The organism is Candidatus Brocadiaceae bacterium, assembly GCA_012728835.1.
GTDB lineage: Bacteria > Planctomycetota > Brocadiia > SM23-32 > SM23-32 > JAAYEJ01.
The window spans coordinates 84374-101717 of sequence record JAAYEJ010000043.1; the positions used below are offsets into that span (position 1 = coordinate 84374).

15 protein-coding genes are annotated in these 17344 nt (G+C 71.4%); 4 read left to right on the top strand and 11 right to left on the bottom strand.

The genetic code is table 11. The annotated features are described in order from the left end of the window. The first annotated feature begins 23 nt into the window (after positions 1-23). Both GXY85_06595 and plsY read left to right on the top strand, forming a co-directional pair. Positions 24-2399 carry a glycoside hydrolase family 2 gene (locus GXY85_06595; protein NLW50498.1) on the top strand — a complete coding sequence of 792 codons (2376 nt, stop codon included), beginning with the start codon at positions 24-26 and terminating at the stop codon, positions 2397-2399. 13 nt (positions 2400-2412) lie between these two features. Further along, positions 2413-3063 carry a glycerol-3-phosphate 1-O-acyltransferase PlsY gene (gene plsY, locus GXY85_06600; GenBank protein NLW50499.1) on the top strand — a complete coding sequence of 217 codons (651 nt, stop codon included), beginning with the start codon at positions 2413-2415 and terminating at the stop codon, positions 3061-3063. Positions 3064-3070: 7 nt separating this feature from the next. Here plsY and GXY85_06605 read toward each other — a convergent pair whose 3' ends face one another. From GXY85_06605 to GXY85_06640, 8 genes are all read right to left on the bottom strand, one after another. Continuing rightward, on the bottom strand, positions 3071-4129 hold the full coding sequence (locus tag GXY85_06605) for a phosphoesterase (GenBank protein ID NLW50500.1): 1059 nt from the start codon (positions 4127-4129) through the stop codon (positions 3071-3073). A gap of 16 nt (positions 4130-4145) precedes the next feature. Beyond that, the gene (locus GXY85_06610; protein NLW50501.1) at positions 4146-5021 is read right to left on the bottom strand and encodes a DUF2156 domain-containing protein; all 876 of its coding nucleotides are present in this window, start codon (positions 5019-5021) and stop codon (positions 4146-4148) included. A 12-nt stretch (positions 5022-5033) separates the two neighbouring features. Beyond that, a complete protein-coding gene (locus tag GXY85_06615) occupies positions 5034-7136 on the bottom strand; it encodes a thioredoxin domain-containing protein (GenBank protein NLW50502.1) in 2103 nt (700 codons plus the stop codon). Beyond that, complete coding sequence (gene amrS, locus GXY85_06620; GenBank protein ID NLW50503.1) at positions 7137-8198, bottom strand: AmmeMemoRadiSam system radical SAM enzyme; 1062 nt, start codon at positions 8196-8198, stop codon at positions 7137-7139. Positions 8199-8221: 23 nt separating this feature from the next. Then, positions 8222-8743, bottom strand: a complete 522-nt coding sequence (gene tpx / locus GXY85_06625) for a thiol peroxidase (GenBank protein NLW50504.1) — start codon at positions 8741-8743, stop codon at positions 8222-8224. A 160-nt stretch (positions 8744-8903) separates the two neighbouring features. Beyond that, on the bottom strand, positions 8904-9986 hold the full coding sequence (locus GXY85_06630; GenBank protein ID NLW50505.1) for a hypothetical protein: 1083 nt from the start codon (positions 9984-9986) through the stop codon (positions 8904-8906). A gap of 68 nt (positions 9987-10054) precedes the next feature. Further along, the gene (locus tag GXY85_06635; protein ID NLW50506.1) at positions 10055-10243 is read right to left on the bottom strand and encodes a ferredoxin; all 189 of its coding nucleotides are present in this window, start codon (positions 10241-10243) and stop codon (positions 10055-10057) included. A gap of 444 nt (positions 10244-10687) precedes the next feature. Then, a complete protein-coding gene (locus tag GXY85_06640) occupies positions 10688-11572 on the bottom strand; it encodes an alpha/beta fold hydrolase (protein NLW50507.1) in 885 nt (294 codons plus the stop codon). 242 nt (positions 11573-11814) lie between these two features. Here GXY85_06640 and GXY85_06645 point away from each other — a divergent pair, with 242 nt between their 5' ends. Beyond that, complete coding sequence (locus tag GXY85_06645; GenBank protein ID NLW50508.1) at positions 11815-12099, top strand: hypothetical protein; 285 nt, start codon at positions 11815-11817, stop codon at positions 12097-12099. A 24-nt stretch (positions 12100-12123) separates the two neighbouring features. On the opposite strand, the gene GXY85_06650 is transcribed toward GXY85_06645, so the two are convergent. Then, on the bottom strand, positions 12124-13650 hold the full coding sequence (locus GXY85_06650; GenBank protein NLW50509.1) for a 4Fe-4S binding protein: 1527 nt from the start codon (positions 13648-13650) through the stop codon (positions 12124-12126). A 99-nt stretch (positions 13651-13749) separates the two neighbouring features. Next, entirely contained in the window at positions 13750-14880 is a 1131-nt protein-coding gene (lpxB, locus tag GXY85_06655; GenBank protein NLW50510.1) for a lipid-A-disaccharide synthase, read from the bottom strand. A 305-nt stretch (positions 14881-15185) separates the two neighbouring features. On the opposite strand from lpxB, the gene GXY85_06660 reads away from it, so the two are divergent. Beyond that, positions 15186-16508 carry a hypothetical protein gene (locus GXY85_06660; GenBank protein NLW50511.1) on the top strand — a complete coding sequence of 441 codons (1323 nt, stop codon included), beginning with the start codon at positions 15186-15188 and terminating at the stop codon, positions 16506-16508. Positions 16509-16521: 13 nt separating this feature from the next. On the opposite strand, the gene GXY85_06665 is transcribed toward GXY85_06660, so the two are convergent. Next, positions 16522-17340 (bottom strand): hypothetical protein, encoded by an 819-nt coding sequence (locus GXY85_06665; GenBank protein NLW50512.1) that lies wholly within the window; start codon positions 17338-17340, stop codon positions 16522-16524. Between the last annotated feature and the right edge of the window lie 4 nt (positions 17341-17344).

Consider the following 17344-nt stretch of genomic DNA (forward strand, 5'->3'; position numbering starts at 1 on the left):
CACACAAGACAACCCAGGTACCGATGACCATGCAGACGATCCCGCTCGACGGCGACTGGCAGTTGACCTACCTCCCGGAGGCCGCCTCGAAGGTGCGCCACCCGGACGACCTCATCCAGGCGGGGCTGATGCGCGTCCCGGCCCGGGTGCCCGGCAACGTGGAACTGGACCTGATGCGCGCCGGGGAGCTGCCGGACCCGTTCGTGGGCAGGAACAGCCGCTCGCTGCGCGCGCTCGAGCTGTGCGAGTGGTGGTACGCCCGCGAGTTCGACGTGCCGCACTACGCGCCCGGCACGCCGTGGGAGATCGTCTTCGAAGGGCTCGACACGTTCGCCACCGTCTGGGTGAACGGGATGGAGGTCGGGCGCTCGGACAACATGTTCATCCCGCATCGGTTCGACGTGACCGACGCGCTGCGGCCCGGGCCGAACCAGATCGCCGTGCGCCTCGGGTCGGCGCTGGCCCAGGCTCGCCGCCACCACTACGACGTCGGCCAGGTGAGCTGGGAGCGCCGGGACGAGTGTCAGTTCGTGCGCAAGCCGGCGCACACGTGGGGCTGGGACATCATGCCGCGCGCCGTCTCGGCGGGCATCTGGCGGTCCGTGCGGCTCCGGCAGCGGCCGGCCACGGCCATCGAGCAGGTCTACTACTGGACGCAGGCCCTGCGCGGCGACGAGGCCGTCCTGGGCGTGAAGTACCACTTCCGAACCGACGCGCCCGTCCTGCAGAGGCTGGCGATGCGGTTCCGGGGCGAGTGCGAGGGGCACGTGTTCGAGTGCGACTGGCCGGTGGAGTTCATCACCGGGCATCTGCCCATCCGCGTGCCCGGCGCGCGGCTCTGGTGGCCCAAGGGCTACGGCCGGCCGCACCTCTACACGGTGACCGCGCAGCTTCGCCTCGGCGACCAGGTGCTGGACGAGCGCACCGAACGGATCGGCATCCGCACCATCGACGTGGACCGCACCGAACGGGCCGGCGGTGCGCCGCCCGTGCCGGTGGGACGCCACCGGCGGCGTCTCGACGCCGAGCCGTCGCCGGACGGGCACTTCGTGTTCCGCGTCAACGGGGAGCCGGTGCTCGTCAAGGGCAGCAACTGGGTGCCGCTCGATCCGTTCCACAGCCGCGACGCCTCGCGCCTGGGCCAGGCGTTCGAACTGCTCGACGACGTCGGGTGCAACATGGTCCGCTGCTGGGGCGGGAACGTGTATGAAGACCACGCGTTCTTCGACCTCTGCGACGAGCGGGGCGTGATGGTCTGGCAGGACTTCGCCTTCGCCTGCAACCGTTACCCGCAGACGGCGGAGTTCCTGGATGCGGTGCGCCTCGAGGCCGAGGCCGTCGCCGCAAAGCTCCGGAACCACCCGAGCCTGGCCATCTGGTGCGGCGGCAACGAGGTGGACCTGGCCTACTCCCGCGACGGTCTGCGGCCGGACCAGAACCGCATCACCCGCGAGGTGCTCCCGCAGGTCCTCCACCGCTGCGACCCCTACCGCCACTACGTGCCCTGCTCGCCCTACGTGTCGCCCCAGGCGGGGCTCCGAGGCGAATCGTACGGCCGCCAGACCGAGCAGCACCTCTGGGGCCGGCGGGACTTCTTCCGGGGGCCGTTCTACTCGCAGCACACCGCCCACTTCGTCGGCGAGACCGGCTACCACGGCTGCCCCAACGTCTCGTCCATCAAGCGCTTCATCACCCCCCAGAAGCTCTGGCCCTGGTCGGAGAGCGACGAATGGCACCATCACTCGACCTACCACTGGTATGAGCTGCCCATCTCGCGCCCCCGAAACGACCTGATGGCCCACGAGGTGGAGGAGATGTTCGGACACGTGCCGGACGACCTGGACACCTTCGCGCTGGCCAGCCAGATCGCCCAGGCCGAGGCGAAGAAGTACTTCATCGAGCTGACCCGCCGCCGCAAGTGGCATACGGGCGGCATCCTGTGGTGGAACCTGCTGGACGGCTGGCCGCAGTTCTCCGATGCCGTCGTCGACTACTACCTGGGCAAGAAGCTGGCCTATCACTACATCCGCCGCGTGCAGCAGCCGGTCTGTCTGATGCTCGCCGAGCAAGGCGCCCAGGAGGGCCTGCCGCTCATCGTCGGCAACGACAGCTCCGAGGATGCCCACGTGCGCTACCGCGTGCAGGACGCCGAGTCCGCCGCAACGGTGGCGGAGGGCGACTTCACGGTGCCGGCCAACCAGAACTGGCTCCTGGAGCGCGTGCCAGTGGACCCGTCGCAGCAGAGGCTCTACCTGATCGCCTGGGAGAGCAACGGGACGCTGCTCGGGAACCACTATCTGGCCGGAGACCCGCCGTTCGACCTGGCGCAGTACGTGCGCCGGCTGCCGGCCATCGCCGCGCTGGAACGGCCGTTCGACCCGAGGACCGTCGCGCGTTGACGGGAGGCCGCCCATGATCCTGGCGACGGCTTGGGGGTGGGGCCGGCACCTGCTGCCGGTCGCCGCCTACCTCTGCGGGTCGGTGCCGTTCGGCTTCCTGGCCGCACGTCTGGTCCGGGGCGTGGACATACGCGAGACGGGCAGCCGCAACATCGGCGCCACGAACGCCGCACGCGCGCTCGGGTTCCGCTACTTCCCGCTGCTGGTGCTGCTGGACCTGGCCAAGGGGTTCCTGCCCACGCTGGCGGCGCAGCACGTTGTCCCGGCCGGCGACGGCGCGGTGGCACCGCTGGCCATCCTGACGGGGATCGCGGCCATCGTGGGGCACGTCTTCCCGGTCTTCCTGGGCTTCAGGGGCGGCAAGGCCGTGGCCACGGGCGGAGGCGTGTTCCTGGCCCTGTCGCCTTGGGCGGTGCTGGCGGCCGGCCTGGCCTGGGGGGTCGTGTTCGCGCTGACGCGCTACGTCTCGCTCGCCTCCATCGTGGCCGCGGTGGTGCTGCCGGTGGCGGTGTGGTTCCGGTCCCCGGATGTCTGCGGGGTCTGGGACCCGCTGACGGCGTTCGCCGCCGTGGCGGGGGCGTTCGTCATCTACCGCCACAGGGGGAACATCCGCCGCCTTCTGGACGGGACGGAGAACCGGATCGGCAGGCCCCGCACGCCGTGAGCCGCCGTCATGGCGGCCCTTCGGGCAGGTCCGACAGGTCGGTCAGGGGCCGGCGGCGGGCGGCGTCGGGGTCGTATCCCAGCGCCTCGAGAAGGCGGCGCTCGATCCGGCCCTCGGTCAGTTCGCCGTGTTCCTCGTCCTCGATCTCCAGGCTCCCGCCGGCGATCATGCCGTGCCCGCCCGCCTGCCTCCGGCCGATGACGCCGCGCAGAAGCGACCCGGCGTTGGCGTTCGGCTTGACCGTGCGGAGCGAGACGAGCATGCGGTGCTCGTAGACGCCCGTGCACAACGCCCAGTCGACGCCATCGACGCTGACGAGCACGTCGGCCATCTCGGACGGGACGTCGGGGTTGGCGACGGCGCCCATGTGGCAGATGCCCACGGCGTCGGCGACCCAGGCGGTGCGGATCACGCGGTCGAGTTGCAGGAAGAACGACACCGGCCGCGGCGGATGGCGCAGGCGCCCCAACAGGCGCTGGTCGGAGACGGGGAAGGCCGCCAGGAAGGCGGCCACGTCCGCCCGGGTGGCCTCGCGCCCCAGGTCCTGCGTCTCGCTGGCGATGCCGTAGCAGACGGCCGTGGCCAGGCGCGAGGTCAGTGACAGGCCGGCGCTGACCACGTATTCCGTCAGGATGGTGGAGACGGCCCCGTAGGCCGGGCGCACGTCCACGTGCGGCACGCCATGGAGCTTCGTGCCCGGGTGGTGGTCGATGACGGCGACCACCTCGGCGTCCGCCGGCAGGGAGTTGTTGCCGAAGCCCGGTTGGGTGTCGACGACGATGATCGGGCTTCCCGCCTCGAAGTCGGCCTTGTCGACCTGCTGCAGGGGGATGCCGAGGGAGCGAACCATGTGGCGGTTCTCCGAGCGGCCGATGATGCCGCCGTACCCGATGCGGACCCTGGTCTTCAGGGTCTCGCTCAGCAGATGCCGCAGGCAGAGGGCGGCGCCCATGGCATCGGGGTCCGGGTTGTCGTGCGTCAGGACGAGCACGTCCGGCCGGTCGCTCAGGAGGGCCAGCAGCCGCCTGACGCGTCCCTTGCTGGAAGACAGCCTGTATCGACGCATGCGACGCCCCTGCGGCTCAGCGCGGCCCCGGTCCGGCCCGCGCCACGAACTTGTCCACCATGTGGTGGGGAAGGTAGCTCTCCTTGGCGTGCCGGAGGCCCGGGATGCCCAGGTCCTGCTCGCGGTTGACGAACTCGAACGGGGCCAGGCCGTAGGCGCAGAACCACTGGTTCATCACCTGGTAGAGGCCCGGGAACTCCGTCATGGCCTTCTCGAAGTGGACGACGGCCGTCGTCTCGTTGAGTGCCTGGCCGATCGAGAACGCCTCGATGCGGCCGGCGACGCGGACGGCGCCTCCGATCAGGCCGAAGTCCTCGAAGTGGTCGAACGTCTCGCGCAGCGCCCAGTACTCCTCGGCCAGGCCCATGGTCGCCTCCATGTCGCGGGCCTCGGCCCAGCGTTCGTTCATCTCCTCCAGCTCCGGGAGCAGCGCGGGCGTGACCTCGCAGTACTCGCACTCGCAGGCGTTCAGACAGCGGTTGACGAGGTTCTTCTTGCGGTGGTACCGGCGCCCCGCGAGTTCGGCCAGGTCCCGGCGCAGGTACACGTAATCGGAGTTATCCCGATCGGCGTGGACGGCCAGCCCGGCGTCCGCCAGCGCCTCGGCGACTTCGGCCGTGATCCTGTGGAACGTGGTGATGCCCGCCCGGCGCAGCGGCTCGACCAGCGCGCGCGGGTCCGCCTCGCCCAGCGGCGGCCCCAGCACGCACCATTCCTCGCCCCTCAGGTCCAGGAACACCAGCAAGCCCCCGACCTCCGCGAGCCGCACGGGCCGGTGGAAGCGCCACGCGTACAGGTTCGGGAAGGTCTGCTCCGAGACCTGCGGGGGGAAGCTCCGGAGGCGCTCACTCACCAGCGGGAGGTGGGCCAGTTCAACGGGTCGGAAATCCACCTGCGGCCCTCCTCAGAGCTTGCCCGAACGCAGACCGGCCAGTTGCCGGCCCAGCGCATCGGCGTCCTGGACCGGCGCCCGGCAGACTCCGTCAGAGCACAGGTAGGCGGCGGCGCGCCCGCCGACGGGTCGGCGGCTCGCCAGGAGGGGGAGCGTCTCGGCCAGTTCGGCGGCCTCGTCGGCCCGGGCGCCCGCCAGCGTCAGGTCGGGCACGTAGGCTTCGCGGGCCCGGCTCAGGAGTCCCTGTCCGCCCGGACAGTCGGTGCCCGCGATCACGAGTTCCCTGGGCGGCGCCAGGAGGCGCAGCGTGGCCGACAGCAGGCCGGGCGCGCCCTCCGGATTCGCCTCGATGAGCGGCCGGCAGGTGGTCAGGCCCCGCGCGGCCACGTCGGCGTACTGCCGGCAGTCCTCGAGGGCGCTCAACCGGAGCAGCGCATGGCACGCGGCGGCATGGCCGGACGGCGCGGGGCCGCCGCCCAGGTCGTGCAGGGCGGCGATGAGCGGCTCGTTGCCCCGGCCCGTCTCGGCGAACAGGCCGTGCCCGCTGTCCCAGTACTGCCTGACCATCGTGTCGGCCAGCGCCCGCGCCGACCGGATGTGCTCGACCTCGAACGTGGCCCCGTAGAGGTCCAGCAGGGCGCCGCAGGTGAAGGCGTAGTCCGTCAGGAATGCCGGGCCGTCGGCGCGGCCCGCCGGGAGCACGTGCACCAGCCGTCCGTCGGGGCCGCCGGCACTGAGGAGCAGTTCGACGCACTGACGGGCCGCCTGCAGGTAGCGCGGCTGCCCGGTGGCGCGGTAGAGGCGCGTCAACCCGGAGACGGCCAGCGCGTTCCAGTCGGTCAGAACCTTGTGGTCCACGGCCAGCGGGGTGCGCCGGCTGCGCTCCTCGAAGAGCCTGCGGGCGCCGCTCCGGATGACGGCGTCGGCCTCGGCGGAACCGATTCTGAACAGCCCGGCGATGCAGTTGACCGTCAGCGTACGGGAGAGCACGCTGCCGGCCGTCTCCCCGGCGCCGCCCCTGTCCACGCCGAAGTAGCGCGCAACGATGCGGCCGTCGTCTCGGCCCAGGCAGTCCAGGATCTGGCCGTAGGTCCAGAGGTAGAAGGCACCCTCCCGACCGTCCGTGTCGGCGTCCTGGGACGCGAAGAACCCGCCGTCGGCCCCGCACAGTTCGCGCAGCATGTACTCGGCGGTGGCCACGGCGGTCGGCAGGCAGCCGGGGCGGCCGGTTGCCCGATGGGCGTCGGCATAGAGGCCCACGAGCTGCGCGCTATCGCAGAGCATCTTCTCGAAATGAGGGACACGCCACTCGCGATCGACCGTGTAGCGGTGGAAGCCGCCGCCGATCTGGTCGAACAGGCTGCCGCTGCTCATCCGGTCCAGGGTGCTCAGGGCCATCAGGTGGCATCGCTGGTCGCCCGTGTGGCCCCAGTAGCGGAGCAGGAAGTGGAGCAGGGGGGCCTGGGGGAACTTGGAGCCGGTGCCGAACCCACCGTATTCCATGTCGAAGCGCGCCGCGCACGCCCGCAGCACGGGCTCCCACAGGTCGGCGGAGAGAGGCTCCCCGGCGGGTTCCGGGATGGAGGCGCTCCGCAGGGCATCCAGGATGCGGGCGGCGGACTGATGGACGCCGTCCCGGCGGTCCGCGTAGGTCGAGCGGACGGCTTCGAGCACCTGCGGGAACCCGGGGAGTCCGGCACGGTCTTCCGGCGGGAAGTAGGTGCCGCCGAAGAAGGGCACTCCGTCCGGCGTCAGGAACACCGTCAACGGCCAGCCGCCCAGGCCGGTCATCAGTTGGAGGGCGCGCATGTAGAGGGCATCCAGGTCGGGGCGCTCTTCCCGGTCGACCTTGACGCAGACGAAGTGGGCGTTCATCGCGGCGGCGATGGCCGGGTTCTCGAAGCACTCGCGCGCCATCGCGTGGCACCAGTGGCAGGCCGAGTAGCCGATGCTCAACAGGATGGGCTTGTCCTCGGTCCGGGCGCGCTCGAGCGCCTCGGCTCCCCAGGGGTACCAGTCCACGGGCTGCGTGCTGTGCTGGCGCAGATACGGACTGGCGCTTTCGGCCAGGCGATTGCCGCCGGCCGCGTCCCTCCACTGGTCACCTGCGGACACTCACCTGCTCCCGCTGGAACTCGAATGCCGGTTCGTCGCCGGCGACTCCAGTACGATGGGCACATCTCGGCCGCACTGTGGACAACGGGGCTCGGTCAGACGTATCTCAGGGCGAGAGAAGCCCTTCCGACGTATCAGCACGCCCCCGCAGCCGGGGCAGCGGGTCGTCTGCCCCTCCGGCGTCGGCACATTGCCCAGGTAGACGTAGTTCAGCCCGGCCTCCCGGCCCGCCTGTTCGGCCGTCCGCATGGTCTCCAGCGGGGTCGGCGGCAGGTCGGTCGCACGGTAATCGGGATGGAAACGCGAGATATGCCATGGGATATCCGGCGACAGGCCGGCCAGGAAGTCGGCCAGCTCCCGCAGTTCCCCCGGGGAGTCGTTGGCCCCCGGTATCAGCAGCGTCGTCACCTCGACGTGGATGCCGGCCCGATGCATGGCCGCAATGGCGTCCAGCACCGGCTGGAGCCGCGCGCTGCACTGGGTGCGGTAGAAGTCGTCGGAGAACGCCTTCAGGTCGACGTTGGCGGCGTCGATCAGGCCCGTCATCGCCTCGACGGCCTCAGGCGACTGGTAGCCGTTCGTGACGAAGCTGTTCTTGAGGCCGCGCTGCCGGGCCAGCCGTACGCAGTCCAGCGCGTACTCCATGACGATGGTCGGCTCGGTGTAGGTGTAGGAGATGCCGGCGGCGCCCCGGGCCGCCGCCTCGTCGACCACGTCCTGCGGGGGCACGCAGGGCAGGCCCTGGAGGACGGAGACGGCGTCGATCTGGGAGATCTGCCAGTTCTGGCAGAACGGGCAGCGGAAGTTGCACCCGGGCGTCGCGATGGAGTAGGCCGTCGTTCCGGGCAGGAAGTGATAGAAGGGCTTCTTCTCGATCGGGTCGAGGTGACGCGCGGCCAGCCGGCCGTAGACCAGGCTGATGAGCCTGCCGTCGATGTTCCGGCGCACGCGGCAGAATCCCGTCCGGCCCGCGGCGATGTGGCACCGGTGGCTGCAGAGGAAGCAGTCGACCGCTTGATGGTCGCCCTCCTCATACAGGACGGCCTCTGCCGATGTGTCCATGCCCGTGCCTGCCGTTCGTGTGGTTAGGGCGTCAGTGTGCGCAGGGCCGCCAGCGCCGCCTCGTAGTCCGGATGCTCCGTGATCTCCGGCACCAGTTCCATGTAGGCAAGGCGGCCCTCGCGGTCGATCACGAAGATGGACCGTGCCAGCAGCCGCATCCCTTTGATGAGCACGCCGTAGGAGGTGCCGAAATCGGCGGTCACGTGGTCGGAGAGGACGCGCAGGCGCTCGACACCCTCGGCACTGCAGAAGCGCGTCAGCGCGAAGGGCAGGTCCTGGCTGATCGAGAGCATGACGACGTCGCCGGGCAGGGAGGCGGCGGCCTCGTTGAAGCGCTTCGTCTGGACCGAGCAGACGCCGGTGTCCACGCTGGGGACGGCGCTGATCAGGATGACGTTGCCCCAGGACCGGTTCAGGCGGAACTCCTTCCAGTTTTTGTCGACGGCGGTGAACTCCGGAGCCGGATCGCCGACCTTGAGGCGCGGCCCGAGCAGCACCACCGGATCTCCCTTCATCGTGACCAGCCCGGTATGTTCCTCAAGCATGGCAGCCTCCTTCCGTCTACTTGCACAAGGACTGCGTGGAACGTGCGTGTCCACGCCGACTGACAGACGCCCTCTACTCCTGCCCGCCCCGGCGGCTGCGCCGAGCGCCCCGCCCGAGGCGCCGGCCCGGCAAAGCCGTGGAGGACACGTGTCGGTCGCCTCAGTAGCCGAAGTCCGCCCGCACGCTGCCGCCGGCCGCCCCGGCCCCGTCCTTCAGCATCGCCTTCGCCTCGTCGGCCAACCACGAGTACCTGTGCCACCAGGGCGGGCTGACCCGCCGGGCCAGGGCCGTGACCTGGCGCATGCGCGGCCGCGCCAGACGGGCGAACGACTCCGCCAGCGAGTCCAGGTCGCGAGTCTCCGGCAGCGTGAATGCCTCCTTGAAGTAGGCCCGTCCGCACATCGGCCCCGCGACCAGGTCGCACACCAGTGCGTATTGGGCGGCGTACTGCTCGAAGTCGACCGCCGCGCTCAAGAGCAGCATGGGCCGGTTGACCAGGCGGGCCATCTCCACGGCCGCGCTCCGGACTTCGTCGGGAGAGCTGATGCGTTCGACGCCCCCGTCCTCTCCCTCGACCCAGAGCATGGGTACCTGGGTCTTGTAGAAATGCCCGTACGGAGAGAAGTCCTCCGCCATCCGCACAACGCCGTCCGGCAGGCGACGGGCCATGTCGGCCCTGGACTCGCCGGGCCGCTGCAGGATCAGCGTCTCATTGAACAGCGGCTTGTCCAGCCGGCAGGCGCGCTCGTAGACGTCCGCCAGCCAGTCGAGGTTCCGCTTCCAGCTCTCCGGGTGGTCTGGGTCCAGCTTGACGAGCGTCTTGAACCCATCCAGCGTGTCGGCCGCCTCCTCGGGCTCGACGGCCAGGCGGGCAAGCTGCCCGCGCCCGCCGTCGATCGACTCGGTGCGGGTGTCCTCCAACCTGCCGATCAGCATGGTGCGGGGCCCCAGGAGGTCCCGGAACCCGGGGCTCTGGAAGGCGAGGCTGTTGAACAGCGCGGCGGACGCCTCCCCTTCGAGCTTGCGGGCGAAGCGACGGCAGATCCCGGCCACGTCGGCGTCCGTGGCCTTGCGCTCCTTGCCCACGTGTGTCAGGTACGACTCGAAAAGCCTCAGGTACGAACTGTGCTGGTCGGAGGCGAACACGTCCAGCGTCCCGGCCGGCGCGAAGCGGGCCAGGGTCCGCACGATGCCTTCGCTGACGGATGCTCCGTCGGGATACTCGGCCCACTTCGTCGCCATGGTGGCTCCCCCCTATCGGTCCCGCCTGTGGCCCACCCGCCACCGGGCCCGGTGCTGCGTCCTGCCCGTCAGTCCTCTTCCAGGACGATCGCCTCGGTCGGGCACTCCTCGGCGGCCTGGCGGCACGCTTCCTCGGCGGCCTCGGGCACCTCGTCAACGATCACTTCGGCGAACTCCTCGCCCATCTCGAAGACCTCCGGGCACGTGTCACAGCAGAGCCCACAGGCAATGCAGTCGTCCGATACAGTGGCTTTCATTACGGCCTCACAGCGGTAGAGTGTGAAAAGGGTCGATCTCCCATGCGCGCGTCGGCCCCCCGCAGGGCGCCTTCCGCGTCCGCCATCCGTCGGGCTCCGTCGCCCGTGCGGACGCTTCCGAACCGCCGGGGGCGGACGCGCGCAGCCTCCGGTGTCCGTGTGTCCAGGTACGCGCCGGCCGCGAACAACCCGGGCGGCCCGTCGGAACAAGCCCACCCCGCGTGGCGCCCGCTGACCCGCCGCACGCATCCTCCAGCCCCTCAGGGGCCCGATGGACAAAGGCGCTCGCCCCGCTCCTTCGGGGCGAATGCCCTCCCGGTTCCGTGCCCGCGTCCGTTGCGGCAGGGGAAGGCACCCCCGCGCCCCGACCGTCGATTGCCTTCGCGATTATAGACAGGCTCCCATCGGCTGTCAACATGCAAAACGGGCGCCCCTTGCGCGGCGCTATGGTGTCTCACGCGCTGACAGAAACCGCACGATCTCCGCAACGGCTTCGGCCCGCTCGTGGTCGTGCAGGAGGTGGTGGTTCGAGCGGTGGAAACCGGCCTCCGGCAGAACGGCGCGCGGCATCTGCGCAACGACCCGCCGCGCCGCCGTCCACGAGCACGTCTCGTCGGCCGAGGAATGCACCAGCAGCACCGGCATCGCCAGCGTGCCGGGGACGACGTCCGTGCGGGCGCGTCGCCGGATCTCCATGAGCGCCCCGAGGGCCGTGGCGGGATAGGCGCGGTAGGCGACGATCCGGTCGCGGCCGTCCGGCCGGTTCAGACGCGTCAGCCCGGGAGGCCGCACAACGTACTGAACGAACGGCGAGAGCAGGCGCCACCACGTCTGCGCCCTCAGCCCGTAGTACCACTTGTGGCACACGTCGCAGAACGGCGCCACCAGCACCATGCGCTCGGGGGGCTCCTCGGAGGCCAGGATCATGGCGATCGTGCCGCCCATGCTGAAGCCGATCAGCGCAACGTCGCCGTAGCGGGCCCGCATGTCCCTGTAGTGATCCCGCGCGGACGCCAGCAACTGCTCCCCGGTCACGCCGGCCATGTCCGCCGGACGGCGTCCGTGGCCCGGGTGGAGGGGAACGTGGACGTCCCATCCCGCCTCGTCGAGGGCGCGGGGCAGGTCGCCGAAGTCCAGCGGAGTGCTCAGCCAGCCGTGCAGGAGAAGGCAGCCGCGCAGGCGGCCGCGGTCGATGCGAATCGGCCGGATGCCCAGATCGGGCGACCGGGCCACAGCGTCCGCCGCCGCCGAGTTGAAGCAGATCAGGGCCGTGGCGGCCACCAGGGCCGCCCGCACAAGCCAGTGGTAGACGCTGCGCACGACGCCCATCGGTCCTCCATCGGTCGGCGGCCCGGTCCGCCCGGCGGCGGGCCCCCGCTCGCACGATGATGCGTCAACAGAACCCGCCCGTCAAGCAGAAAGGGCATCCAGCGCCCGAGACGGCGGGGACTGGAAACCGGGCGCCCCGAACCCCGACAATGCACGCTCGAAACCCGGAGCAGGGCCGAACGCTTCGATGCCTCCGGGCGGACGGCCGGCGCACTTCCACCCCCGACGGATGGTAACGCCCAATGGGCTGCGGATGCATCATGTCCATCATCGCCATGGCGGTGCCCCGCGTGGCGATGGTGGCGATCCTGGTGCTGACGGACTGGTTTGCGAAGTCGTTCGACACCGTGCTGTGGCCGGTCCTGGGCTTCGTGTTCATGCCCTACACGACGCTCGCGTACATCGCGGCCATGGGCCGGGGCGGCGACCTGCGCGGCGGGTGGATGGCGCTCTTCATCGTCGCCATCCTGGTCGACGCCGGCCAGTGGAGCGGCGGGCGCTTCCTCTCCCGCCGCCGCCGGAAGTAGCCGGGCGGCCCTCCGCCCACCTTCTCATCCCCCACCCGGCGCGGCGAGTTCGCGCCACCCGGCCGTGACACGCACCGCAGCCGGACCCGGCAGGGGGCAGGCGGCCTCGCACCGGCCGCAGCCCGTGCACAGCTCGGCCCGCACGAAGGGCAGAAGCAACTCCTCGCCGCCGACCCGCACGCGCCGGAAACCGATGGCCTTCCCGGGCACCGGGCAGACCGACTCGCAGACTCCACAGTTGTGCCCGTCGGCCGTGAAGCCCGGCTCCTCTCGCCTCCCGTAGGCGCGCCAGGGGATGCAGCGCGTGCGGTCCACGGCGGCCAGGCCCGCGGCCGTCGCATGCTTGCGGGCCGGCGTGAACGCCGGGATGGCGCCGGTCGGGCAGGCGCGTCCGCACAGATCGCAGTCATACTCGCAGTACCCGGGCCGGAACCGGAGCCTGGGCGTCCAGAGCGACTCGACGCCCGCCTCCAACCCGGCCGGCTGGATGACCTGCGTCGGGCAGACGCGCATGCACTGCCCGCAGCGCACGCAGAGCCCCAGGAAGGCCTCCGGATCGCGCCCGACCAGCGGGGGGCGGATCAGCGGGTCGCCCTTTGCGTGCGCCCACTCCGGGCGGATGCGCATCAGCGGGTAGGTCACCGCACCCGCCAGGGCCGCCGTCAGTGCACCGCGCCGCGTCAGGTCCACCTCGGGGGGGCGCGCCTCGTGCGCGCCCCGAAGGAACCGGATCGCGTCCGTCGGGCAGACGGGCTGGCACTGCAGGCAGAGCACGCATTCGTCGTGAAGCGTGCGCCGTCCGTCGGGCGAGATGCAGCCCATCGGGCAGGCGGCCGCGCAACACCCGCATTCGGTGCACGCCTCGCTGACGGAGCGTCGCGCCGGCGCCGCCCGGGCCGCCAGGGCGTGCATCGCGCCCAGCGGACAGAGGTAGCGGCACCAGAAGCGCCGCCGGATGAGCCCCAGCCCCAGGACGGTCAGCAGCAGGAGACACGTGGCCGCATGGAGCCGCACGACCGGCTCGGGGGCCGCCCCCGCCGCCCTCCGCACGCCGGCGTGCACGCCGAGGATGAAGCCCCGCGAAGCGATGCTCAGCGGATCGAACAGAGCGAACCAGGTCAGCCCGGCGAACGCCGCCGTCAGCGCGGCCGCCAGCAGGTAGTACTTGAACCGCCGGCCGCGCACGTGCTCGAAGTCGGCGTCGTCCGGCCGATCGGCCGCGCGCGGGCCACGGCCCTTCAGCCGGCCGATGACGGCGTCGGCGGCGTCCAGCGCCGCACCCAGCGGGCACACCCAGCCGCAGAACCATCGTCCCACCAGCAGCGCGGCCGCCAGCAGGAGGAGTCCGGGCCAGAACGCCGTCAGAACGCGCCACGCGGCGACCGACGCGCCGATGCCGTCGTACGCGCTCAGGCGCATCGGCCAGTCCGCCCGCCGGTCGGCGGCCGCCAGCGCCGGTGCCCCCACCAGGAGGGCCAGGAAGGCAAGGAACGCCAGGACCTGCACAGTGCGCCGGACCCGGCACGGCCATCGGGGGCTCTGCGTTGCCACAGGTTGCGTCCTCTGGTTGAGCGCTGTTGCCGTTGCGTCACGCGTTCCTCTGAGCGTAGTGCACGGCCGCCGGCGCGTCAACCGGCACGCGGCGTATGCTCACAGCAGCGAGAGCGCCGTCTCGGCCGCCCGGACCGACGCGCCGGGCACGGCAAAGCCGCTCAGCGCCTCCGCCATTCCGCGCCGGCACGCCTCGTATGCCTCGGCATCCTGCAGCAGGCGCAGCCCCTGCCGCGCAAGCCAGTCGGGCTCGTCGCGCCGCATCACCTTCTCGGCGCAGACCTCCCGCCCGGCCAGCGTGTTCACCAGCGTCACCCAGGGCGAGCTGGCGATCCCGTAGGCGATGAAGAGCAGGAACGGCGTGCATCGGTAGAAGACGACCATCGGTGTGCCCTGACTGGCGATCTCCAGGGTGATCGTGCCGGACTTGGTCAGGCAGATGCGGGCGGCCCGCGCCAGTTCCAGCGGTGTAACGTCGTCCACGAGCACGATCAGACGTTCGTCGCGGATCAGGGCCGCCGCCATCGCGCGCAGCGCAGGCGGACAGCGCAGGACGAAGGCCGCGTCCGGCACGGCCGTCCGGATCATGCGGCAGGCGGCCTCGAGCATGGGCATGTGCGCGCGCACCTCCTGGAGCCGGCTGCCGGGGAACAGGCCCACCAGTTGGGCGCCGAATCGTGCACGCAGGCGCTCGACGGCCGCCGGCGAGGGCGGGTTCTCCGCGATCTCGTCGAACAGCGGATGGCCGATGAACCTCGCGGGGACCCCGTAGCGTTCGTACAACGGCGGCTCGAACGGGTAGATCAGCCCGGCCAGCGTGACCCACCTGCGCAGCTTCTTCAGCCGGTAGGCCGCGTGAGCCCACACCTGGGGCGGGATGTAGTAGAAGACGGGCAGGCCCCGTCGCGTCCCCTCGCGGCTCAGATACAGGTTGAACCCACCGAAGTCCATCGGCAGCACCAGGTCCACGCCTTCCCGATCGATGTAGTCGCAGCAGGTCATCAGCCGGCGGTGGTGGCGGTTCAGTCGGGCCACGTTGTGCATCCACATGGCGCTGCCGCGCTCCCAGTCGGCCGAGAGTTCGTGAAGGCCTTCCTCGGCCATGCGCGTCATGCCCAGCCCCACGAACCGGACGTCGGGCTCCAGGCGGCGCATCGCACGCATGAGCCGGGCGGCGTGCAGATCGCCCGAAACGTCGCCGACGCCAAGAAGAACGCTCAGAGGTGCCATGTGGCGGCCTGCCCTTGCTCGCGGTCGGTGCGGAGGACACCATACTACGCCATGCCCCGCCCGCATCCAAGGCGCCGTTGCGGCCTGAGGGGGATGTCCGCACACGGCCGCCTCCGGCGTTCCGGGATTGAGGCCCGAGCGGGAAAGCGCTATGATGCTTCGGCAGAGGGTGTGTGGACGCGTGCCCACCGGTGACGGCCGCGCCGCTGCCTCGCGCCGCAGGCCGCCTCGGACCGCGAGAGGCGGCGTCCTGAGCCGAGGAACCGTGCCGAGACCCGTCCGACGGGCGGGATGGGAGCAGAACGATGAGAACCATGGCGGTTCGATGGACCGTCGTCTGCCTGATCGGCGGGCTGCTGGCGGTGGGGACGGCCGCCCAGGAGCAGGCGGGCGTGGGCACGCTGCTGCGCATCGCCGTCTCGCCGAACGACGCCGGCCCGTTCGGGTGGGTCCGGCGGCGCGTGGCCATCCAGCAGCTCGCCATGGCGGCCGAGGGCGAGGCCCTGGAATACGCAATGCTGCTCCCCCTGCTCGACACCGGTGACATGCGCCTGCTGAGGCAGGACGTCGGAGAGTGGCCGTGGGAGGTCGCCCGTGTGCTCGCCCCGCGCGCACCGGGCGCCGACGTGCTGCTCCTTGCGCGGCTGGAGAGCCTCCGGCACCGGCAAGACGAACGCCTGTGCGTCACGGCGCTGGCGGGGGCGCTGGCCATGGCCCGGCACCCCGACCCTCAGGTGACCGCCTCCCTCGCGTCGATGGCAGACTACCGCCTGCCGGGCACGCGCGAGCGCCTGGTGCTTGCCCTGGCGCTGGCCGCCCGGGGCGACACGACGCGGGACTGGCGGGCGGAGGCCGCCGACGCCATGGCGGACGGCGAGGTGACCGACGACGCCATCCTGGAGATGCTGTGTCATGCCGCGCCGCAGCTCGGGACCAGCGGCGTGCTGTCGGACGCACTATGGGCGCGGATCGAGCGCGCGCCCGATCGGGGGCCGGACGCCCTGACGGTCTGCGCGTTCGCGGCGCTGGCGCCGCGGCCCGTTCATCCGGACCGCGTGTCCCGGCTGCGCGAGGCCGTCCGGGAGAGCGCGAACTACGAAACGGCTGTTTCGCAGGGCGCCGCCTTGCTGGCGGCCCGCACGATGCTGGCCGACGAGCCCGAAGCGCTCGCTGCGGCCCTGGGCTTGCTGGCGTTCTCCGGGGGCCACACGGACGACCGGGTGCTGGACCTGACGGCCGACGTGATGGTGGGCGGAGACGATTGGGCGCAGGAGTTCGGCCTGGCCCTGGACTCCGGCTCGTGGCGCGTGCGCATCGGTGCGCTCCGCCTGCTCTGCCGCATGGGGCCGCGCGCCCGTGCACTGCGGCCGCACGTCGAGGCGCTGGAGGCGGACGAGGACCCCGCCGTGGCGGCGTGGGCCAGGGCGACGCGGGTCGTGGTGACGGGGCTGGGTCCGTTCGGGGAGTGGCCGTCGCTCGCGCCCGGTGGGCTCCGGCGTCTCATGCTGCGCGCGGAGGACCTGACGGTTGCCCGGTGGATGGGTACGCCGAGCGAACGCCTGGATGATGCGTTCTACAGAGCGCGCGCCGCGGCGGCCGGCCTGACGCCGACGTGGACCGAGCCGTGACGGACGGCGGCCGTCAGGCAGGGCGGGTGAGGTCGGCCGCGACCTCGAGGTAGAATGCCTCGATGCGGCGGCGGAAGGCGTCCAGCGCGTGCTCCGAGCCCGCGTCGCGCAAGTTCCACCAGCCGATCTCGTTGCGGTGGTCGGCCTCGATGGTGCGGACAAAGTACTCGTCCCGCCATCGGGCGGACTGGACGGAGACCAGCCCGTCGTTGGGGCCCTCCTCCCGCTCGATGATGCGCCAGGGGATGCGCAGCCAGAGGGCCACCCGGTCCTCGGTCTGGGCACCGGCATAGGTGCGGAACCGTACGCCGCCGGCACGCTCGGCCGAGTCGGACTCGGCGTTGAAGGCCGCGCACCGCGCGCGCGTCAGGTCGCGGAAGCCGTTCAGGTCCAGGCCCCAGCGGACGGCCAGGTCGACGGCGCCGTCGAGCCGCCTCAGAGCCCAGTCGGCGAAGCACGTGCCCCAGTGCGGCGTGCCGACCGTCGCGAGGCCCGCCACGCGGTCGTACATGCCGAAGCGGAACATCATGTGGCGCGCGTCCAGCCCGCCCATGCTGTGGGCGATGATGTAGACGCGCGGGGCCAGTGTGAAGTCGCGGGTGATGCGCAGCAGTTCGTCGCGCAACTCGGCCGCGCGCCGCTCAAGCGCGCCCGCCCAACTCACGTGCGAGTGGTGCACGTCGTAGCCGTGCCCGGTGAGCGTGCTGCGTATCCGGCGGAAGTAGTGCAAGCGGTCGTCGGCCGCATCGTCCAACTGGAAGACGACGTCCGTCAGCTCGTCGAACCGGCAGATGCCGTGTGCGAGCACGATGGGATACGGGGCGGCGTCCATGGTC

What these genes read in the sequence shown, in the direction of transcription:
- GXY85_06595 (NLW50498.1), top strand. Translation starts at nt 24, where the DNA reads ATGACCATGCAGACGATCCCGCTCGACGGCGACTGGCAGTTGACCTAC.
- plsY (NLW50499.1), top strand. Translation starts at nt 2,413, where the DNA reads ATGATCCTGGCGACGGCTTGGGGGTGGGGCCGGCACCTGCTGCCGGTC.
- GXY85_06605 (NLW50500.1), bottom strand. Translation starts at nt 4,129, where the DNA reads ATGCGTCGATACAGGCTGTCTTCCAGCAAGGGACGCGTCAGGCGGCTG.
- amrS (NLW50503.1), bottom strand. Translation starts at nt 8,198, where the DNA reads ATGGACACATCGGCAGAGGCCGTCCTGTATGAGGAGGGCGACCATCAA.
- tpx (NLW50504.1), bottom strand. Translation starts at nt 8,743, where the DNA reads ATGCTTGAGGAACATACCGGGCTGGTCACGATGAAGGGAGATCCGGTG.
- GXY85_06630 (NLW50505.1), bottom strand. Translation starts at nt 9,986, where the DNA reads ATGGCGACGAAGTGGGCCGAGTATCCCGACGGAGCATCCGTCAGCGAA.
- GXY85_06635 (NLW50506.1), bottom strand. Translation starts at nt 10,243, where the DNA reads ATGAAAGCCACTGTATCGGACGACTGCATTGCCTGTGGGCTCTGCTGT.
- GXY85_06640 (NLW50507.1), bottom strand. Translation starts at nt 11,572, where the DNA reads ATGGGCGTCGTGCGCAGCGTCTACCACTGGCTTGTGCGGGCGGCCCTG.
- GXY85_06645 (NLW50508.1), top strand. Translation starts at nt 11,815, where the DNA reads ATGGGCTGCGGATGCATCATGTCCATCATCGCCATGGCGGTGCCCCGC.
- lpxB (NLW50510.1), bottom strand. Translation starts at nt 14,880, where the DNA reads ATGGCACCTCTGAGCGTTCTTCTTGGCGTCGGCGACGTTTCGGGCGAT.
- GXY85_06660 (NLW50511.1), top strand. Translation starts at nt 15,186, where the DNA reads ATGAGAACCATGGCGGTTCGATGGACCGTCGTCTGCCTGATCGGCGGG.
- GXY85_06665 (NLW50512.1), bottom strand. Translation starts at nt 17,340, where the DNA reads ATGGACGCCGCCCCGTATCCCATCGTGCTCGCACACGGCATCTGCCGG.